The sequence below is a fragment of the Mesoterricola sediminis genome (assembly GCF_030295425.1).
GTDB lineage: Bacteria > Acidobacteriota > Holophagae > Holophagales > Holophagaceae > Mesoterricola > Mesoterricola sediminis.
Genome location: NZ_AP027081.1, coordinates 2926528 through 2944924, shown reverse-complemented (window position 1 = coordinate 2944924; position 18397 = coordinate 2926528). Strand labels below are relative to the sequence as shown.

Annotated in this window: 17 protein-coding genes; 14 read left to right on the top strand and 3 right to left on the bottom strand. The window is 73.5% G+C overall.

The genetic code is table 11. From position 1 onward, the window contains the following. Positions 1-46: 46 nt before the first annotated feature. A complete protein-coding gene (locus R2J75_RS12965; RefSeq protein ID WP_243333114.1) occupies positions 47-919 on the bottom strand; it encodes a UbiA-like polyprenyltransferase in 873 nt (290 codons plus the stop codon). A gap of 283 nt (positions 920-1202) precedes the next feature. Here R2J75_RS12965 and R2J75_RS12960 point away from each other — a divergent pair, with 283 nt between their 5' ends. After that, complete coding sequence (locus tag R2J75_RS12960) at positions 1203-1454, top strand: hypothetical protein (RefSeq protein ID WP_316410330.1); 252 nt, start codon at positions 1203-1205, stop codon at positions 1452-1454. 128 nt (positions 1455-1582) lie between these two features. On the opposite strand, the gene R2J75_RS12955 is transcribed toward R2J75_RS12960, so the two are convergent. Continuing rightward, positions 1583-2875: a DUF4397 domain-containing protein gene (locus R2J75_RS12955; RefSeq protein WP_316410329.1), complete on the bottom strand. Its 1293-nt coding sequence runs from the start codon at positions 2873-2875 to the stop codon at positions 1583-1585. A 164-nt stretch (positions 2876-3039) separates the two neighbouring features. Between R2J75_RS12955 and R2J75_RS12950 the strand changes: the two genes are divergently transcribed. The 10 genes from R2J75_RS12950 to R2J75_RS12905 all read left to right on the top strand — a co-directional run bounded on the left by R2J75_RS12950 (position 3040) and on the right by R2J75_RS12905 (position 11194). Then, positions 3040-3864: an acyl-CoA desaturase gene (locus R2J75_RS12950; protein WP_316410328.1), complete on the top strand. Its 825-nt coding sequence runs from the start codon at positions 3040-3042 to the stop codon at positions 3862-3864. Beyond that, the gene (locus tag R2J75_RS12945) at positions 3861-5096 is read left to right on the top strand and encodes an NAD(P)/FAD-dependent oxidoreductase (RefSeq protein ID WP_243333101.1); all 1236 of its coding nucleotides are present in this window, start codon (positions 3861-3863) and stop codon (positions 5094-5096) included. The genes R2J75_RS12950 and R2J75_RS12945 overlap by 4 nt, the downstream gene beginning before the upstream one ends. Positions 5097-5179: 83 nt before the next feature. Next, positions 5180-5749: an RNA polymerase sigma factor gene (locus R2J75_RS12940; RefSeq protein WP_243333099.1), complete on the top strand. Its 570-nt coding sequence runs from the start codon at positions 5180-5182 to the stop codon at positions 5747-5749. Further along, complete coding sequence (locus tag R2J75_RS12935; protein WP_243333097.1) at positions 5746-6366, top strand: cupin domain-containing protein; 621 nt, start codon at positions 5746-5748, stop codon at positions 6364-6366. Before R2J75_RS12940 ends, R2J75_RS12935 begins: the two co-directional genes overlap by 4 nt. A gap of 44 nt (positions 6367-6410) precedes the next feature. Then, positions 6411-6956 (top strand): lipocalin family protein, encoded by a 546-nt coding sequence (locus tag R2J75_RS12930; RefSeq protein ID WP_243333095.1) that lies wholly within the window; start codon positions 6411-6413, stop codon positions 6954-6956. Then, positions 6953-7723, top strand: a complete 771-nt coding sequence (locus R2J75_RS12925) for a DUF1365 domain-containing protein (RefSeq protein WP_243333082.1) — start codon at positions 6953-6955, stop codon at positions 7721-7723. The genes R2J75_RS12930 and R2J75_RS12925 overlap by 4 nt, the downstream gene beginning before the upstream one ends. Beyond that, positions 7723-8883 (top strand): SAM-dependent methyltransferase, encoded by a 1161-nt coding sequence (locus R2J75_RS12920; RefSeq protein WP_243333080.1) that lies wholly within the window; start codon positions 7723-7725, stop codon positions 8881-8883. Before R2J75_RS12925 ends, R2J75_RS12920 begins: the two co-directional genes overlap by 1 nt. Continuing rightward, entirely contained in the window at positions 8880-9665 is a 786-nt protein-coding gene (locus R2J75_RS12915; RefSeq protein ID WP_316410327.1) for a DUF1295 domain-containing protein, read from the top strand. Before R2J75_RS12920 ends, R2J75_RS12915 begins: the two co-directional genes overlap by 4 nt. Then, positions 9662-10723 (top strand): SAM-dependent methyltransferase, encoded by a 1062-nt coding sequence (locus tag R2J75_RS12910; protein ID WP_316410326.1) that lies wholly within the window; start codon positions 9662-9664, stop codon positions 10721-10723. Before R2J75_RS12915 ends, R2J75_RS12910 begins: the two co-directional genes overlap by 4 nt. Next, entirely contained in the window at positions 10724-11194 is a 471-nt protein-coding gene (locus R2J75_RS12905; RefSeq protein WP_243333075.1) for a lipocalin family protein, read from the top strand. 22 nt (positions 11195-11216) lie between these two features. On the opposite strand, the gene R2J75_RS12900 is transcribed toward R2J75_RS12905, so the two are convergent. After that, entirely contained in the window at positions 11217-13043 is a 1827-nt protein-coding gene (locus R2J75_RS12900) for an aspartyl protease family protein (RefSeq protein WP_316410325.1), read from the bottom strand. 158 nt (positions 13044-13201) lie between these two features. Between R2J75_RS12900 and R2J75_RS12895 the strand changes: the two genes are divergently transcribed. The 3 genes from R2J75_RS12895 to R2J75_RS12885 all read left to right on the top strand — a co-directional run bounded on the left by R2J75_RS12895 (position 13202) and on the right by R2J75_RS12885 (position 18387). Next, the gene (locus R2J75_RS12895) at positions 13202-15838 is read left to right on the top strand and encodes a PAS domain-containing hybrid sensor histidine kinase/response regulator (RefSeq protein WP_316410324.1); all 2637 of its coding nucleotides are present in this window, start codon (positions 13202-13204) and stop codon (positions 15836-15838) included. A gap of 15 nt (positions 15839-15853) precedes the next feature. Further along, positions 15854-16060 (top strand): hypothetical protein, encoded by a 207-nt coding sequence (locus R2J75_RS12890; protein ID WP_243333068.1) that lies wholly within the window; start codon positions 15854-15856, stop codon positions 16058-16060. A gap of 173 nt (positions 16061-16233) precedes the next feature. After that, positions 16234-18387 carry a carboxylesterase family protein gene (locus R2J75_RS12885; protein WP_316410323.1) on the top strand — a complete coding sequence of 718 codons (2154 nt, stop codon included), beginning with the start codon at positions 16234-16236 and terminating at the stop codon, positions 18385-18387. Positions 18388-18397: the final 10 nt, after the last annotated feature.

The following is an 18397-nucleotide window of genomic DNA, read 5'->3' as shown; positions in this document are numbered from 1 at the left end:
ACTTCCTACCCTACGCCGGGGTGGGCGGTCCTGTCGAGGCTGGAGTTCATGGCAAGGCCCTGGCCACGAGCCACTCCGCCGCGTGTCCCGCGAAGAACACGAGCCCCACGAGGCTGTTCAGGGTGAAGAAGGCGTGGTCGATGCGGGAGAGGTTCCCGCCCCGGACGACCCACTGCTCCCGCAGGAGGATGGCGGTCACCAGGGCCCAGCCCAGCCAGGGGAGGACGTGGGCCTCCACGGCCAGGTTGAAGCCAGCCCAGGCGATCACCGCCGCCAGGTGGAAGGCCCGGGAGAGGAGGAGGGACCTCGCCGTGCCCAGGCGGCTGGGGATGGAGTGCAGGCCCCGGGAGACGTCGTAGTCCTGGTCCTGGAGGGCGTAGAGGATGTCGAAGCCCGCCGTCCACGTGAGGACGCCCAGGGCCAGGTACCAGGCCGGGGCCTGGAGGAAGCCGTTGACGGCGATCCAGGCTCCCAGGGGCGCCCCCGCCAGGGAGAGGCCCAGGACGACGTGGCTGAGGGCGGTGAACCGCTTGCAGAAGGAGTAGCCCAGGATGATGACGAGGGCCAGGGGGGTCAGCTTCCAGGGCAGGGGCCCGAGGCGGCCCGCGGCCACGCAGAGGAGGAGGATGGAGACGCCCAGGAGGGCGTAGGCCCCGGCCCGGGTCACGCGGCCCGCGGGCAGGGCGCGGCTGGCGGTGCGGGGGTTGGCCCCGTCCAGGTCCTCGTCCGCGAGGCGGTTGAAGGTCATGGCCGCCGTCCGGGCCCCCACCATGGCCGCCAGGATCCACAGCACCTTCTCCAGGGGCGGGGCGCCCCGGTACGAGGCCAGGCCCCCCAGGAGGGCGAAGGGGAGGGCGAAGACGGTGTGCTCGAACTTGATCATGTCGAGCAGTTCTCTGAATTGTTTGAAAGTGCTCAAGTTGTGCACCTGCTTCTTTCAAGGGGGAACCGAGGGGCGAGCCGGGTGCCATCGCGGCGGCGACCTGGGCCCGGGCTTCGGCTGAGCCTTGGGGGCGAGGATCACTATATCGCAGGGGCGCCGGCGGCTTCGCGGGTCAGGGCCTGAATGGGACCGGGGAGGGCCTGGGGCCTCCGGGGGTATCCTGGCATCCTGGAGGGATCCCATCCCCTCCGGCAGGTTGACCCTTGAACCCTTCGCCTTCCTGGCCTTCCTTCGCACGGCATCCTGAGGTGAGTTTGCCATGGGCATCCTGAAGATCACCGCCCTCGTGGTCGCTTCCTTGACCGTCATATACGGGTTCCACCGCCTTTGCGATTGGGCGGAGGCCAAAGGCTGGATTTTCTATCGGAAGACCCGGGCTTCGGGGAACGCCCTGGGGGCCTCCGCCCTGCGGCTGCAGGCCCTTTTTGAATCCGACAAGGCCAGGCACGTCCTTCAGGCCAGGGAGCAGAAGCCTGCCAAGGACCTGGTGGCCGGAGGCCGCGACAGGTAGCCCGGCCCGGGTCCGGTGGGGGCGGGCACCTGGCGGGACCCGCCCCGGTTGTCGGTTCCGCGTCCCGCCTTTCCCGGGTCCCTGCGGCGCGCCAGGAAGCCGGGGCAAGGCGGGACGCCTCGGGGAGGCTACTTGTCCCGGAGGAGGTCCAGGGTGAGGGGCGCGGCGGGCAGGGCGGAGACGGTGCCGATGGCGGCGGCGGTGTAGATGCCGCCGTCGGCGAGGGTGGGGGTGCCCTGGAGGACGACGGTGGTGGTGCCGGTGACGGCGATCTGGACCTGGGTGGCGCCGGCGGGGACCAGGAGGTAGGGGCTGGCGGCCTTGAAGGGGACGTCGGTGAGCACCTTGGCGCCGCCGACCCACACGTCGACGTTGGGGGCGTCGGGGCTCAGGTGGATGGCCCGCAGCTTGGCCTTGCCGGCGGGGGGCGGGGTGAGGTCGTCGGCCACGGGCAGGAGCTGGAGGCCGGAGACCCGGTTCACCGCGAAGACGCTGTAGGCCTGGGTGGCCGACAGCGGCAGGGAGGCGCCGATGACCTGGGTGGCCGTGCCGGCCAGGTTCAGCTGGACGGCGGCGGTCCCGCTGGTGACGGGCAGGTAGGTGCTGGCCTGGGGGTAGGCGACGCCGTTGAGGGCGGTCTGGCCGTTCACGAGGACGTCCACGGCCGGCGCGTCGGGGGAGGCGTGGATGGCGCGGACCAGGGCGCGGTTGTCGGGGATCTCGGCGGCGGGATGGGCGGGGTCCCTGGACAGGGCCAGGAGGGTGACGGGGGCGGCGCCCAGGTCCTGCTGGACGGCGGCGAGCACCAGGTCGGATCCGGCGGTCAGGGTCACGGAGCCGCTGTCGTAGACGGGGGTCCTGGAACCCGCGGCGGTGATTCGGATCTGGTAGGCGGCCGCGGGCACCTCGAGGGCGGGGGAGTAGGCCTTGAAGGCGGCCCCGGCCACGGCGGGGGTGGCGGTGGCGAGGCTGGCGCCGGGGGCGGTGACGTAGACGTCCACGGCCGGGGCGGCGGGGGCGGCGTGGACCACGCGCACCTTGACGTTGCCCTGGCCGGGGGCCGCGCCGTCGTCGGGAACGATCAGGGCCTGGAGGGAGGCGAGCCTGCCCACGGCCAGGACGGTGTAGGCGTAGCCTCCCTTGAGGTCGGCGGAGGCCGTCAGGGCCGTGGTCCGGGTTCCCGCGGCGTTGAAGGTGAAGGTGGTGGTCCCGTCGGGGACCGGGACGAAGGCGGTGGCCGCCTTGAACCCGGCGCCCTTGGCGAGGCTGACGGAGCCCGCGTAGGCGTCCACGGCCGGGGCGTCGGGGCTGGCGTGGACCACCCGGACCTGGGCGTAGCGGACGGGGTTGTCGGTGCTGCTGCAGGCGAGGCCCAGCGCGAGCGCGCCGAAGGCGAGGCCTCCGAGGAAGGTCTTGGTCATGACGGTCTCCGGTTGGAAGGGGGCGCCAGTCTTCTGGGGCCACCTTCACCAACGCCGCCATTCCCGGCTCCGGATGGCCGGGTTGGCGATTTTTTCATTCCTTCCCGGAAGGTTCCTGAATCCGCCGGGGGGGATCCGGCGTTGGGGTTGGGGTGGAGGTGCACGTGGACCAGGTCGCCAGGACGCGGGAAGGGGTGGGCCCCGTCTACCCCCTCACCCCCGCCTCCCTCACGTTCGGGCTCATCCACCTGGCGGCCCTGGCCGTCCTCGTCCTCCCTTTCCGCCCGGCCCTGGCCTGGATGGCCCTGGGCCTCTACCTGGTCCGGATGTTCGGGGTGACGGCGGGCTACCACCGCTACTTCAGCCACCGGGCCTACCGCCTGGGGCGGGCCGCCCAGCTCCTCATGGCCTGCCTGGCCCAGGCCTCGGGCCAGAAGGGGGTCCTGTGGTGGGCCGCCCATCACCGGGACCACCACCGCCACGCCGATGGGCCCGGGGACGTGCACAGCCCGGTGCGGGACTCCTTCTGGTGGAGCCACGTGGGCTGGGTGCTCTCGGACCGCCACGACCATCCGGACCTCGCGAAGGTCGGCGACCTGGCGCGGTTCCCGGAACTGCGGTGGCTGGACCGGCACCATTGGGTGCCCGCCGTCGCGACGGCCCTGGCGGCCGCCGCCTGGGCCGGGGCGGCGGGGCTGGCCTGGTGGGCCCTCTCCACCGTGGCCCTCTACCACGCCACGTTCACCATCAACAGCCTGGCCCACGTGTGGGGCACCCGGCGCTTCGAGACGCCGGACCGCAGCCGCAACAACGCGGTGCTGGCCCTGCTGACCCTGGGCGAGGGCTGGCACAACAACCATCATGCCTTCCCCGCGGCCTGCTCCCCGAGCCTGCGGTGGTGGGAGGTGGATCCCACCCAGGCGGGGCTCCGGGTCCTGGCGGCCGTGGGGGTCGCCCGGGACCTGAAGGGAAGGGGGGCGCGCCCATGAGGATCGCGGTGATCGGGGCCGGCATTTCGGGCCTGGGGGCGGCCAGGGCGCTCACCCTGGGCGGTGCCGAGGTCCACGTGTTCGAAGGGGCGGAGCGCATCGGGGGCCACACCCACACGGCGCGCCTGGGGGACGGGACGGCGGTGGACACCGGCTTCATCGTCCACAACCGGGAGAACTACCCCCGGTTCGTCGCCCTGATGGAGGAGCTCGGCGTGCCCACCTGCGCGTCGGACATGAGCTTCGCCTACGCGGGCCCGGGGTTCTCCTGGTGCAGCCGGGGCCTCAACGGGCTCCTCGCGGAGCGGCGGAACGCCCTGGATCCCAGGTTCTGGGCCTTCTGGCGGGAGGTGGCCCGGTTCAACGCCTGGGGCAACGCCCTGGCCCGGGATCCCGCGGCCCGGGAGACGCCCCTGGGCGAGGCCCTGGACGCGGCGGGGTTCGGCGCGGACTTCCGCCGGGCCTACCTCTATCCCATGGCCGGGGCCGTGTGGTCCACGCCCCCCGCGGCCATGGAGGCCTTCCCGCTGCTGGCCCTGCTCCGGTTCTTCCGGAACCACGGGATGCTGGGGTTCACGACCCAGCACCGGTGGCGCACGATCCCCGGCGGCACGAGCCGCTACCTGGAACCCCTCGCGCGGCCCTTCTCGGACCGGATCCGCACCGGGGCCGCGGTGCGGGAGGTGAGGCGGACGGAAGCCGGCGCGGAGGTCCGGGTGGCGGGGGAGGGCGCCCTGGGCTTCGACGCGGTCCTGTTGGCCTGCCACGGGGACCAGGCCCTGGCGCTCCTGGCCGACGCCGATCCCCTGGAGCGGGAGGTGCTCGGCGCCTTCCGGCCCAATCCGAGCCCCACCTGGCTGCACACCGACGCCTCGGTGCTGCCCCGCCGCCGGCGGGGCTGGGCCAGCTGGAACTTCAAGGGGGAGCCGGGCAACCCCCTCCTCCTCACGTACCACATGAACCGCCTGCAGCCCCTGGGGGCGGCGCCGGACCTCTTCGTGACCCTCCACGGGGAGGGCCGGGTGGACCCGTCCAAGGTCCTGGCCCGGTACGACTATGCGCACCCGCGCTTCGATCTGGCGGCCCTCCGGGCCCAGGGGCGCTGGGCGGAGGTCAGCGGGAGGCGGCGCGTGCATTTCGCGGGGGCCTACTGGGCCAACGGGTTCCATGAGGATGGGCTGGTCAGCGGGCTCCGCGCGGCGGAGGCCATCCTGGCGGGGGGGCCACGGTGAGGGTGGCCGCGCCGCGGTCCGCCGGGGCGGCTTCGCCGCCGGAGGCCCCCTGGGCTAAAGTGGAGGGGCGAACCCGCGCCCCCATGACCCACCGTCCCGAACCCGCCGCCCATGCCGGCCCCTCCGACGAGCAGCTCCTGGCCCGCATCGCCGTCCAGGACGCGGAGGCGCTGGCCGAACTCTTCCACCGCTACGGCAGCCGGGTGCTGGCCTACGTGCGGGCCATGGCGCCGGGCGCCTTCCCCCACGAGGACGCGGTGCAGGAGATCTTCCTCGCCCTCTGGCAGAAGGCCGGGCTCTTCGCTCCCCAGGAGGACGGCGGGGCGGCCGGCTGGATCTTCACGGTGACCCGGCACAAGGTCTTCGACATCCAGCGGAGCCTGGGGCGCGTTAGGGAAACGGGAGGCCTCGACCTGGAGTTCCTGGGGGGCGCCCACGGGGAAGGGGATCCCACCCTCGCCCCCTCCATCCACAAGGCCCTCGCCATGCTTCCCGACGACCAGCTCACCCCCCTCCGCCTCGCCTATTTCGGGGACCTGTCCTACGACGAGACCGCCCGAATGCTCGGCCTCCCCGTCGGCACCGTCAAGACCCGCATCCGCGCGGGGCTCCGGGCCCTGCGGGGCCTGGTGCTGGGAAGGGAGAAACCATGAACCCCCGGCTCCACCCCCGCGAGGACCACTGGCTGGACTACGCCTCCGGCCACCTGGATCCGGCCTCCCGCACCCTCCTGGAGGCCCACCTGGCCTTCTGCGGGATCTGCCGGCGCGAGGCGGGCCAGGACCTGGCCCCCGGGGGCGCGCTCCTGGCCGCGATGCCGGAGGCGGAGCCCCCCGCCGAGCTCCTCCAGGGCATCCTCGCCCGGCTCAAGGCGCCGGAGGCCCCCCGCGTGGGCGGGGAGGCCCTGCCCCTGCCCCGGGCCCTCTGGAGCCTGCTGCCCTCCCTCGAGGGCGCGGCCTGGCACGGCGCCCTCACCCGCGGCTTCCGCTTCCTGGAGGCCGGCGGCGGGCTCTTCCTCATCCACATGGAGAAGGGGCGCCCCTTTCCCGAGCACGGCCACCGGGGCCTGGAGCGCGCGGTGATCCTGGCCGGGGGCCTGGAGGACGCGGGCCGGGTGCTGGAGGCGGGGGACTTCGACGAGGAGGACCCGTCCCGGGTCCACGCGCCGGTGGCCCTGCCGGACGAGGATTGCTGGCTGCTGGCCAGCCTGGAGGGCGGGATCCGCTTCACCGGCTGGCGGGGCCTCCTGCAGCGCGCCGCGGGGCGGTGAAATCCAGAAGGGCCCTGGCGGCGTTGGGGTAGGTGGAGGCCCCCTTGAAACCCCCGCCCCTGATCCTGCTGTCCACGTTCGCCGCCGCCCTGCTCGCCCTGGCGGCGTGCCGGACCCCCGCCCGCGTCCCCCTGCGCACCGTGCCGGCCGTGGACCTGCCGCGGTTCATGGGCGACTGGTACGTCATCGCCTGCATCCCCACCTTCCTGGAACGGGGCATCGCCAACGCCGTCGAGTCGTACCGCCTGGACCCGGACGGCACGGTGGCCACCACGTTCACGTACCGCAAGGGGGGCCCGGACGGGCCTCCCGGGCGCATGACGCCCCGGGGCTTCGTGCTGGACCCCGCCACCAACGCCGTCTGGGGCATGCGCTTCGTCTGGCCCGTCAAGGCCGACTACCGGATCATCCACGTGGACCCGGACTACGCGGTCACCGTCGTGGCCCGGGAGAAGCGCGACTACGCCTGGATCATGGCGCGCCGGCCGGCGATCCCGGAGCCGGTCTACGACCGCATGGTCCAGCTGCTCCGGGAGGCGGGCTACGACGTGACGAAGCTGCGGCGGATCCCCCAGCGGTGGGTCCCGTGAACGGGCTCTACGTGGGCACGGTGCGGCACCGGCGCTTCGCGCCGCGGCCCCACGCGTTCACCTACCCGGTGTTCATGGCCCTCCTGGACCTGGACGGCCTGGAGGCGGCCATGGGCGTCTCCCGGCTGCTGGGCTTCAACCGCTTCGCCTGGGCCGCCTACGATGACCGGGACCACGTCGGGGATCCCGCGCGGCCCCTGCGGGAGCGCCTGGCGGAAAGCGCGGCCTCCCAGGGCTTCGTCTTCCCCGGGGGGCGCGCGGCCATCCTCACCAACCTGCGGTTCCTGGGCTACTGCTTCAATCCGGTGAGCTACGTCTACGCCTGGGACGAGGACGGGCGCCTGGCCCTGGTGGGCGCGGAGGTGACGAGCACGCCCTGGAAGGAGCGCATCCTCTACTGGATGCGCCCCGGCGCCGCCGGCGCCGCCCACGCCTTCGACGTGGCCAAGGCCATGCACGTCTCGCCTTTCATGCCCATGGACCTGCGCTACCGCTGGGCCTTCACGGCCCCGGGGGAGCGCCTCCAGGTCCGGATGGGCCTGCGCCGGGGCGACGAGCTCCTCTTCGACGCGGACCTGCGCATGGACCGCCGGGACTGGACGGCCCGCGAGGTCCGCCGGGCCCTCCTCACCTTTCCGCTCCACACCTTCAAGGTCATCACGGCCATCCACTGGGAGGCACTGAAACTATGGCTCAAGCGCGTGCCGGTCTACACGAAGCCGAACATGCCCGCCCCGGCGTCCTCGCAGGGATCGCCCGTGGGCTGATGCTCCGCGCCCTGGAGAGGATGCGGGAGGGCTGCCTGGAGATGGCCCTGCCCGAGGGGACGCGGGTCTTCGGGGACCCGGGCGCGGGCCTTCGGGCCCGGGTCGACGTCCACGACCTCCGCACCTTCGAGGCCGCCCTGCTGCGCGGGGAGGTGGGCCTGGGCGAAGCCTACGTGGAGGGCTGGTGGAGCAGTCCGGATCCCGTGGCCGCGGTGCGCGTGGCGCTGCGGAACATGGCCCTGCTCGACGGCGGCGCCCTCTCCGCGGCCGGCAGGGCCGCCGCGCGGCTGCGCCACCTCGCCCGGGCCAACACCCGTGCCGGGGCGCGGCGCAACATCGCCGCCCACTATGACCTGGGCAACCCCTTCTACCGGCTCTGGCTGGACGCGTCCCTGGCGTACAGCTCGGCCTTCTTCCCCTCGGAGACGGCCACGCTGGAGGAGGCCCAGGAGGCCAAGTACCGCATGATCTGCGGCAAGCTGGACCTGGGGCCGGAGGACCGGCTCGTCGAGATCGGCACGGGGTGGGGCGGTTTCGCGCTCCACGCCGCCCGCGCCCACGGGTGCCGGATCACCACGACGACCATCAGCCGCGAGCAGTTCGACCTGGCCACGGAGCGGGTCCGGGAGGCGGGCCTCCAGGACCGGATCCAGGTCGTCATGGAGGACTACCGGGACCTGCGGGGCGCCTTCACCAAGGCCGTCTCCATCGAGATGTTCGAGGCCGTGGGGCTCGCCAACTACGACGCCTACTTCGGCGCCGTGGACCGCCTCCTGGAGCCCGGCGGGCGCTTCCTCATGCAGACCATCACCATGGAGGAGCGGCACTTCGAGGCCTACCGGCGGGGGGTGGACTTCATCCAGCAGCACGTGTTCCCCGGATCCCAGCTGGCCAGCCTCCTGGAAGTGCACCGGAGCCTGGCCCGGGCCACCCGGCTGGAGATGCGGGGGATGGAGGACCTGGGCCTCCACTACGCCCGCACCCTCCGGACCTGGCGGGAGCGCTTCCACGCGCGGGGGGCCGAGGTGGCCGCCCTGGGCTTCGACGCCCGGTTCCGCAGGCTGTGGGACTACTACCTGGCCAGCTGCGAGGGCGCCTTCCAGGAGCGGCACGTCAGCGTCGCGCAGCTGGTGATGGAGAAGGGCGGGGGGCGCCCGTGACCGGAGCCCTGGTTCCCGCCCTCCCCCTGGCCCTGGGACTCCCCTTCCTGGCGTGGCTGGTCTACCTGCGCACGGACCGGGCCGACTGGATCGACGTGGCCTGGGCCTTCAGCCTGGGGGGCCTCGCCGTCCTCTACGCCTGGACGGGGCAGGGGGACCCCTGGCGGCGGCTGGTCCTGGGCGCCGCGGGCGGCGCCTGGGGCTTCCGGCTGGGCCTGCACCTGGCGCTGCGGGTGGCCGGTTCGGCCCGGGAGGACGGGCGCTACGCGCACCTCCGCGCGCTGTGGGGACCCCGGCCCCACCTGCCCTTCCTGGGGTTCTTCCTGCTCCAGGGCGTCCTCAACCTGGTGCTCTCCCTCCCCTTCCTCCTGGGGGCCAGCGACCCGGCCCCGGGGATCCCGGGATGGACCTGGGCGGGCCTGGCCCTCGCCCTCGCGGGGGTGGCCGGGGAATGGACCGCCGACGCGCAGCTCAAGGCCTTCAAGGCCGCCGCCGGGCCCGGGCAGGTGTGCCGCCGGGGCCTCTGGGGCTGGAGCCGCCATCCCAACTACTTCTTCGAATGGCTGACCTGGGCCGGCTTCGCCGTGGCGGCGCAGGGGGCTCCCCTGGCCGTGGCGGCCTTCCTGGCCCCGGCCCTCATGTTCCTCCTGCTCACGCGGGTCACCGGCATCCCGCCCACCGAGGCCCAGGCCCTGCGTTCCCGGGGCGAGGCCTACCGGGCGTACCAGGCCGCCGTGAGCGCCTTCCTCCCCCTCCCTCCTTTCCGCGAGCCCCGCCCATGACGACCGCCACCCTGGCCCCGCCCACCCTTTCCTGGATCGACCGCCTCGTGGACAGCGGGGCGGTCCCCGACGCCCTGGTCCGCGGGGGCATCCGGCGGCTCCTGGCCCAGCGCCTGCGCGACGAACGCCAGGGCGGGGTGGAGGCCGCCTGGCAGCGGCAGCGGGCCCTGTGGGCCCGGCTGGACCTGGGCCCCGTGGCCGAACAGGTGGAGGCCGCCAACCTCCAGCACTACGAACTGCCCCCGGCCTTCTTCCAGCAGGTGCTGGGTCCCCGCCTGAAGTACAGCTGCGGCCTCTGGGAGCCGGGGTGCGCCGGACTGGCCGAGGCCGAGGAGGCCATGCTGGACCTGACCTGCCGGCGAGCGGACCTTGCCGACGGGCAGACCATCCTGGAACTGGGCTGCGGCTGGGGCAGCTTGAGCCTCTGGATGGCCGAACGCTATCCCCGGGCCCGCATCCTGGCCGTCTCCAATTCCCGGGACCAGGGCGCCTTCATCCGGGCCCAGGCCCAGGCCCGGGGCCTGGAGAACCTGGAGGTGCGGACCGCCGACATGAACGGGTTCGAGGCTCCCGCGGAGGCCTTCGACCGGGTGGTGAGCGTCGAGATGTTCGAGCACATGCGCAATCACCGGGAACTGATGCGCCGGATCGCGGGCTGGCTCGTCCCGGGGGGGCGGCTCTTCGTGCACATCTTCACGCACCGGGAGCTCACGTACCTCTTCGAGCCGCGGGACGCGGGGGACTGGATGAGCCGCGAATTCTTCTCCGGGGGGGTGATGCCCGCCGACGGCCTGCTGCTGCGCCACCAGGAGCACCTGCGCCTGGAGGAGCACTGGCGGGTGGACGGAGACCACTACCGCCGCACGGCGGAAGCCTGGCTGGCCAACCTCGACGACCGGTCCGCGGAGGTCCTGGACCTGTTCACCCGCGCCTATGGCCCGGGCGCCGCCGGGGCCCGGCTCCAGCGCTGGCGGGTCTTCTTCATGGCCTGCGCGGAGCTGTGGGGCTGGCCCGGCGGGGAATGGCTGGTGAGCCACTACCGGTTCCGGAGGCCCTGAATGCTGCTGCTGGCGCCCCCGGCCCTGGTGGCCCCGCCCCCCACCGTCGAGCACGTGGACCTGGCCCGCTACATGGGCGACTGGCACGAGATCGCGCGCCTGCCCAACCCGTTCCAGCGCGCCTGCGCGAAGACGACGGCCCGCTACATCCTGGGCGAGGACCTGCACTTCAAGGTCATCAACGGGTGCCTCACCCCCGCCGGGAAGTACCTGGAGGCCGAGGGGCGGGCCCGGGTGGTGGACAGGGCCACCGGGGCCCGCATCAAGGTCTCCTTCTTCTGGCCCTTCTACGGCGACTACTGGATCCTGGCCCTGGACGACGCGTACGCCTGGGCCCTGGTGGGCACCCCGGACCGCAAGTACCTGTGGGTGATCAGCCGCACCGAGCGCATGGACCCGGCCCTCCTCGACCGGATCCTGGCCCGGGCCACGGAGCTGGGCTACGACCTGACGCGGCTGATCCGAAGCTGAATGGGCCAGTGAGGGCCGCCGCTCAGAGCACGTCGCGCAGCACCAGGGTCACGGTCCAGGTCCGGTCCCCGCGCTGGACCTGGAGCTCGGTGCGGTGTCCGGGCTCGCTGTGCATGGCCAGGTCCCGGGTGCGCTTGGCGTCCCAGGCGGCGATGGGCTCGCCGTTGATGGCCAGGATCCGGTCCCCTTCCTGGAGGCCGGCGTCGGCGGCCGGCGAACCGGGGTAGACCTGTTCCACGAGGCCCGGGTCCGTGGTGCCGAGGCGCAGGCCGGTCAGGCTGAAGTGGTCGGGCCGGCCGTGGGCGGCGTTGGGCTCCAGGTGGATCACCTGGGCGCGGTAGTCGAAGGTGAGGTCGAAGCGGGAGAGGAAGCCCTGGCCCACGTTGCCCGCCGCCGTCTCGTCGGCGAAGGCGCCGGACCTGGTGGCCGCCAGCGCCACGATGGGGCGGGTCACGGTGGCCTCCCCCAGTTTCAGGCTCCGGGCGCGGATCACGTCCCCCCGCACTTCGCCTCCGGCGCCGCGGCCGGTGACGGTGGGGATGGCCTTGGCGGCCTTCCCCTTCAGGTCGTGGCGGCGCGCGAAGGGGCCGTAGACGTCCAGGGTGGCCCCTGAGCCGGTGTCGATGTCGAAGAGGCCGGGGATGCCGTCCAGTTCCCCCTTCACCCGGGGATGGTGCCCGTTGAAGGTGAAGGGGAGGCTCACCCCCTTGCCGGTGTAGCTCCAGCCTTCGGGCCGGATGAGGGTGAGCCGCTTCGGGCCGTACTCCACCCGCGCGACGAAGCGGCGCAGCAGCTCGTAGCCCATCACCCCGCTCACGTCCAGGCCCATGATCCGACCGATCTCCTCGAGGCTCGGGATGATCAGGAAGCGCTGGTCCTTCATCCAGGCCGCGCCCACCTGGACGCGCTCCACCTGGGTGAGGCCGAAGGACTCGGTGGCCTCGCCGACCCCGCGCCCCTCCACGCTGCCCTTGCTGTCCAGCCCCAGCGCCTTCGCGGCGGTGGGGGTCAGGATGTTCACGCCCCCCGTGTCCAGGAAGAACCGGAACGGACCCTTCCCGTTGAGGGTGGCCATGACGAAGAGGTGGTCCCCGAGGTATTCCAGGGGGACCTCGGTCCGGGACGCGCCGCCCTCCAGCCCCCAGTCCGTCAGGACCTTCACCGGCGGCGCGAAGGCCGCGGCCGGGAGGGGCCCGTTCACGGTGATGGCGGCGTACTGGACGCGGACGGTGGCGGCGGCGTCGGCCTTGGGCGTGACGACCCGGAAGGGGAGCTTCACCCCCGCCACCTCGCGGTAGTCCTGGAAGAAGGTGGTCTCGGTCTCGGCGTCGCCGGTCCTCACGATGCGGTCCGGAAGCCAGGTCTGCCCGTCGACCCAGAGTTCGAAGGGGCGCGTGGCGCCCTTGGGCTGGATGGCCAGCACATGGAACCGGCCCTCCCGCAGCCCCAGGTGCTGGAAGGTGGCCGGGCAGCGGGACGGGTACCAGCAGGCGCGCATCCGCCAGTAGTTCTCCACGCCGGGCGCCTCCAGGGGCTCCAGGCGCACGTCCCCCGTCCCGTCCTCGGTCCAGCCCGTCCTGCCGTCGTAGCCGCTGGCGCCCTGGGCGACCTTCAGGTCCCAGCGCGCCTGGTTCCGCCCGTCCGTGAGGCATTCCAGCTCTTCGAAGGTGCCCTTCATGCCGCCGCTTTCCAGGGTGCCCTGGCTGGCCACGTGGGTGACGCGGTCCCAGGCGGCGCCCCCGGAGGCCGCCTTGGCGCGGGCCAGCACCTCCTGGGCGGAGGGCAGGGTGGCCGGCGCGGCCAGGACGGGAAGGGCGGCGCCAAGGAGCAGGAGGCAAGGGGAATGCATGGGGGACACCTCAGATCGGGCTGGAGGGGGATCTTCGTATTATCACCACGGGGACCCGGAGCGGGGTGGGGGCCGCGGCAAGGAGGGGGGTCTCTCCGGGGCAAGTTGTGTATATACTGCGATTCGTCCCCACCGAACCCCTCCCCGCGGCGGAACCGATGAGCTCCTCCTCCCTCTGGCTCACCCTGGCCTGTTCGACGCTCCTGCTCCAGCTGGGCGTGCTGTGGTCGGTGCTGCGCCTGGCGCGGATCGCCCGCACCTGGTGGGTCTGGCCCGCCTTCTTCCTGGCCCTGGCGACGCTGCTCGCACGTCGGGTGACGGTCATTTACGGCCTGGTGGCCGGCGGGGCGCTGCCCCACGCCCCCGCGACGGAGTTGGCTGGCTTCCTCGTGTCCCTCCTGCAGCTGGCGGCCCTGTGGCGGTTGTATGACGACCTGCTGGAGGGGCGGCAGGCCGAGGCCCGGGCGGAGAAAGCGGAGCGGGCCGCGGCGGAGGCCGCGCGCCTGGAGACGGAGCGGCTCTTCCGGACCCTGTTCGAGCGCTCCGGAGATCATGTCCTGCTCCTGGAGGCGGGGACCGACGGGCTGCCCGTCATCGTCGACGCCAACGAGGCGGCCCTGGCCGCCCACGGGTACACGCGGGCGGAGATGCTGGGCATGCCCATCTCGGTCCTGGAGCCGGATGCGGCCCCGGGGATCCCCGCGGCCCGCGTCGCAGCGGTCCTGGGCGGCGGCGGCCTGCTGTTCGAGACGCGCCACCTCCGCCGCGACGGCTCCGTCCTCGACGTGGAGGTGCGCATCGTGGGGGTGCCCCTGCAGGGGCGGACCCTCATCCTCGCCGTGGAGCGGGACATCACCGAGCGGCGCCGGTTCGAGCGGGATCTCGCGGCCAGCGAGGCCCGCCTCCGGGAGGCGGCCCGCATGGCCCGCATCGGCTACTGGGAGGTGGACCACCGCACCGGGCGCCAGACCTGGTCCGAGGAGCTGTTCCGGATGTACGGCCTGGATCCCGAGGCGGGGGCGCCCTCCCTGGAGGCCCTCGCGGCCCGCCTCCATCCGGAGGACCGGGACCACGCGATCCGGAGCTACCGGGAGCACCTGGAGGGCCGGAGCCCGCGCCTGTGGCGGCCCTTCCGGGTGGTCCTGCCGGACGGCGCCGTGCGCCACGTGCACAGCCAGATCGCCACGGAGTACGCCCCGGACGGGACCCCGCTCCGTTCCTTCGGCACCGACCAGGACGTCACGGGCCAGGTCCAGCTCGCCCAGGACCGGGAGAAGGCCCTCTCCCTGCTGTCCACGACCTTCGAGAGCACCTCCGAGGGCCTGCTCGTCGTGGAGCAGGATGGGCGGGTCTCCACCTTCAACCGCCGGTTCCTGGAGATGTGGGATCTGGAGGCCGACGGGGTCCGGAGCCTGTCCGCCGCGGCGCTGGCGGACCTGGTGGTGCCCAAGGTGGCCGACCCCAAGGCCTTCCTCCGGCGGATCTCCGAACTCCAGGCCGCCCCGGAAGCCGTGTCCACCGACGAGGTCGAACTCCTGGACGGGCGGATCTACGAGCGGTATTCCTGCCCCCGGCGCGAGGCCGGGGAGGTCTCGGGCCGGCTCCTGAGCTTCCGGGACGTGACCGCACGCCGCAAGGCCGAGGAGGACCGCCTGGCCCTGGAGCGCCAGTTCCACCACCTCCAGCGGATGGAGAGCGTCGGGCGGCTCGCGGGCGGCATCTCCCACGACATGAACAACGTCCTGGCCGCCATCATGTCGGTCACCGAGGTGCTGGGCATGAAGGCCCCGGAGCACGCGGCCCAGCTGGACCTGGTGATGGAAGCCGCCCGCCGGGGACGGACCCTGATGCGCGGGCTCCTGGCCTTCGCCCGGAAGGAGATGGAGGAGGCCGACTACTTCGACCTCAACGACGTGGTGCGCCGGGAGGCGGAACTGCTCTCCAGCACGACCCTGCAGAAGGTGCGGCTCGAACTGGACCTGGCCCCGAAGCTGCCGCGCCTCATGGGGTCCTCCCCGGCCATCGCCACGGCGCTCATGAACCTCTGCGTGAACGCCGTGGACGCCATGCCCGGGGGCGGCACCCTCACCCTGCGCACGCGGGCCCTGGGCGCCCAGGGCGTGGAGCTGGAGGTGGAGGACACGGGCCAGGGCATGCCGCCCGAAGTCGCCTCCCGGGCGATGGAGCCGTTCTTCACGACGAAGCCTTCGGGGAAGGGCACCGGCCTCGGCCTGTCCATGGTCTACGGGACGGTGCAGGCCCATGGCGGCAGCTGCGAGATCCACAGCCGGCCCGGGCAGGGCACCCGGATCCGGGTCACCTTCCCCGTGGTGCCCGGTGAACCCCGGGGCGGGCAGGTCCCGGAGCCCCCGGCCGGGCATGCGCCACCCGCCGAGGCCTGCCGCATCCTCCTGGTGGACGACGACCCCCTGGTGCGCAGGACCATTCCGGAGATGCTGGCCCTGCAAGGCCACCGCGTCACCGCGGCCTCCGGCGGCGCGGAGGGGCTGGCCTTGGCGGAGGACGGCACCCGGTGGGACCTGATGGTCCTGGACCTCAACATGCCGGGCATGGACGGCCTGGAGACCCTGGCGCGCCTCCGGGAGGCGGCGCGGGGGCTGCCGGTGCTCCTGACCACCGGCTTCCTCGGGGAGCACACGGGGGAGCGCCTGGCGGCGCTGGGGCCCGTGTCCGTCCTGCTGAAGCCCTACACGGCCGCCGAGATCCGGAAGGCCGTCGCCGACCTCCTGGCCGGGGGCGGGACAGCCGCTGTCGCCCCCCCGGCGCCAGACTGAGGTCCGGAGGCGCCCATGGCATCCCGTCGCGGTTCAGGCATTCCCGGTCTCTCCTTCTCCTGGCGCAGGGCGCTGGGGATCTCCCAGGCCCAGGCCCGGCTCTCTCGGCAGCTCGGCGTCCCCCTGAGCCGTTCGGGCCGCCAGCGGAAGGCCGGCCGCAGCCTGGGCTGCTGCCTCCCCCTGGTCCTGGCCGCGGGGCTGGTCCGGGTCCTCTGGGGCTGAGGGGCCGGGGGACCGCCTCGAGCGGGTTCCGTTGGAGAGCTGCCTCGGAAAAAAAAAGGGCCCAAAAAGGTCATCTTGCTCAACCCGGCGGCCCAGCCTGGCATCCAAGCTGGAAGACAGGGCAGGCGGCCGAAAGGCCTCGCGGTCCTGTCCCGCCTTCTGGAGCCGCCGCCATGACCTTCCGCCGACCCTTCCGCCCCCTCGGGCTGGCCCGGACCCTGGGCCTCCTCCTGGCGACCCTGTTGACGGCCTGCGGGGGGGGCGGGGGCTCCAGTTCCGGCCCGGTGGCGCCCGCCATCACCTCCCAGCCCGCCGCCCTGACCGTCACGGAAGGGCAGGCGGCCTCCCTGACCGTGGGGGCCACGGGCACGGCCCCCCTGGCCTACCAGTGGAAGAAGGGCGGGACGAACGTCGGGTCCAACAGCGCCACCTTCAGCCTCGCCGCGGCCCAGGTGGCCGACGCCGGCAGCTACACGGTGACGGTGTCCAACGCCGCCGGCAGCGTCACGAGCCTGCCGGCGGCGCTGACGGTGAACGCCGCCGGGGCGGGCCCCGCGATCACGGCCCAGCCGGCCGACGCGGTGGTGACGACGGGGCAGGCGGCCGTCTTCAGCGCCGGGGCCTCGGGGACCCCCGCGCCCGCGCTCCAGTGGCAGACGTCGCTGGACGGCACGGTCTGGACGGACGTGGCCGGCGCCACCTCGGACACCTGCCGGTTCTCCGCCGTCACCCTGGCCGACCAGGGCCGCAGGGTCCGGCTCCGCGCCACCAACGCGGGCGGGACGGCCACCTCCGCCGCCGCCGTCCTGCAGGTGCTCCCGCTGGGCCAGGCCGTCACCGGCGCGGGCCTGGTGCAGGGGCAGGCCTTCACGGGCGGCTACGAATTCCTGGGCATCCCCTACGCCGCCCCGCCCGTGGGGGCCCTCCGCTGGAAGGCCCCGGCGGACCCGGCGCCCTGGGCGGGCCTCCTGGCCACCCAGGCCTTCAAGCCCCGGTGCCCGCAGCTCCAGTTCCCGCAGGGCTCCACCACCGGGACCCCCCTGGGCGACGAGGACTGCCTCTACCTGAACGTGTGGACCCCCGACGTCTCCACGCCCTCCCTGCCCGTGCTGGTGTTCCTCCATGGCGGGGCCCACCAGCAGGGCGGGCCCGACGAGGAGGCCCAGGGGGCCCAGCTCTACCTGGGGCGCCACCTCGCCGCCCGCGGCCCCGCGGTCGTCGTCACCCCCGAATTCCGGGTGGGGCCCCTGGGCTACCTGGTGCACCCGGGCCTGGAGGCCGAGTCCGCCACGGCCACGGCCGGCAACTACGGCGTCCTGGACCAGATCAAGGCCCTGGCCTGGGTCAAGGCCAACATCGCCCGCTTCGGCGGCGACCCCGCCCGGGTCCTGGTCTTCGGGCAGAGCGCGGGCGCGGTCGACGCGGGCAACCTCCTGCTGGCCCCCGCGGCGGCGGGCCTCTTCCAGCGGGTGGCCATGGAAAGCGGCATGCCCGTGCTGGGCGGCTACGCCGCGGCCCGGACCGCGGGCTCCGCCTGGGCGTCCTCCCTGAGCTCGGCGGCCACGGACGCCGGGAAGATCGCGGAGCTCCGCGCGCTGTCCTGGCAGACCCTGGTGGCCACCGAGACCAATCCCCTGGCCGGCGGCATCGTCAGCCAGGCCTGGCAGCCGGTGCAGGACGGCACGGTCTTCCCCCTGGGGGCGGACGCCGCCTTCGCCTCCGGCGCCTTCAACAAGGTGCCCGTGATCATCGGCTCCACCGCCGACGAGATGTCCCTGTCCGCCCCCGCGACGGTGACGCCGGCCCAGGTGGACGCGCTCATCACGGCCTACGTGCCCTCCGCCTACCGAGCCCAGGCCCGGACCCTCTACCCCGCCGGCACCACGAACGCCGAGGCCCGGAACGCCTATGTGCAGATCCTCACCGACGCCCAGTTCACCGCCGGGGTCCGGCGCGCGGCCCGGGCCATCGGGGCCTGGCCGGCCAGCCCCGTGTGGCGCTACTTCTTCTCCCACACCCAGGCCGGGAGCTACGCCTCCCTGGGGGCCTACCACGGCATCGATCTCTTCTACGTCTTCAACACCCTGGAGGACACCACGTACGCCAAGCTGGGCCTGTCCACCGCCGCCGACGCCGGCGTGGCCCAGGCCATGCTCGCCTACTGGACCGCCTTCGCGGCCCAGGGCGCGCCCCTGGCCTCGGGGCAGCCCGCCTGGCCCGCCCAGCAGGCCGGCCAGGATGCCTACCTGGCCATCGGCGACACCCTGGACGGGACCCAGGTGGGGGTGAGGACGGCCCAGTGCGATTTCTGGGACGCCCTCCGCTGAGCGCGCCTCG